1 pseudogene is annotated in these 566 nt (G+C 38.5%); it reads left to right on the top strand.

Features of this window, described 5'->3' with window-relative positions:
* Positions 1-48 precede the first annotated feature (48 nt).
* Positions 49-566: pseudogene (locus AC3G7N_RS22070) on the top strand (hypothetical protein); the annotation flags it as partial.

Genomic DNA, 566 nt, shown 5'->3' with positions numbered 1-566 from the left:
GTAAAATAGAAATTAGAATGATTTTTATCATAGAAATGAGTGAAAGATATGTGGGGCCAATGGAAAGAAAAGTTACTGGACCTTTTTTATACCGAAGTGGAAATAGAAGATGAAGAAGAGGAAGATGAACCTAAAAAACAGCAACGACCGCTACATAACATGCAGCACAAGGATAAATTAGAAACAAAGGTTATGTATCAATATCCAGAGAGGAAAGAATTTCGTTTTCCTGTAATTCCTGATAAGGTTGAACAGAAACAACCAATGGATACACCTGCCTACCAACGTAGAAAAGAAAATGATTATAGACATGAGCAAAGGGAGAATAAGCCCAATAAGAATCATTATCAATGGGAAAAAAGAGAGCAGCGCGAAAAAAAGGACAACTCTAAAAAAGTTCCATTTCAACCGACAGAGGTACCATCTCCAATTCACGGTTTTAGACAGCGTGAAAAAGTGAAAAAGGTAGAGGATGTACCAGCTTTTGTTCGGAAACAACAGGAGGAACCGCAGCAAGACATCACGGCTAGCAACCTGGCAGCAGAGCAATCAGCTGTTACACAAGA

This window comes from Virgibacillus carmonensis, from assembly GCF_057836705.1.
The sequence above is the reverse complement of the archived record's forward strand: the minus strand, read 5'-3'. Positions and strand labels throughout refer to the sequence as shown.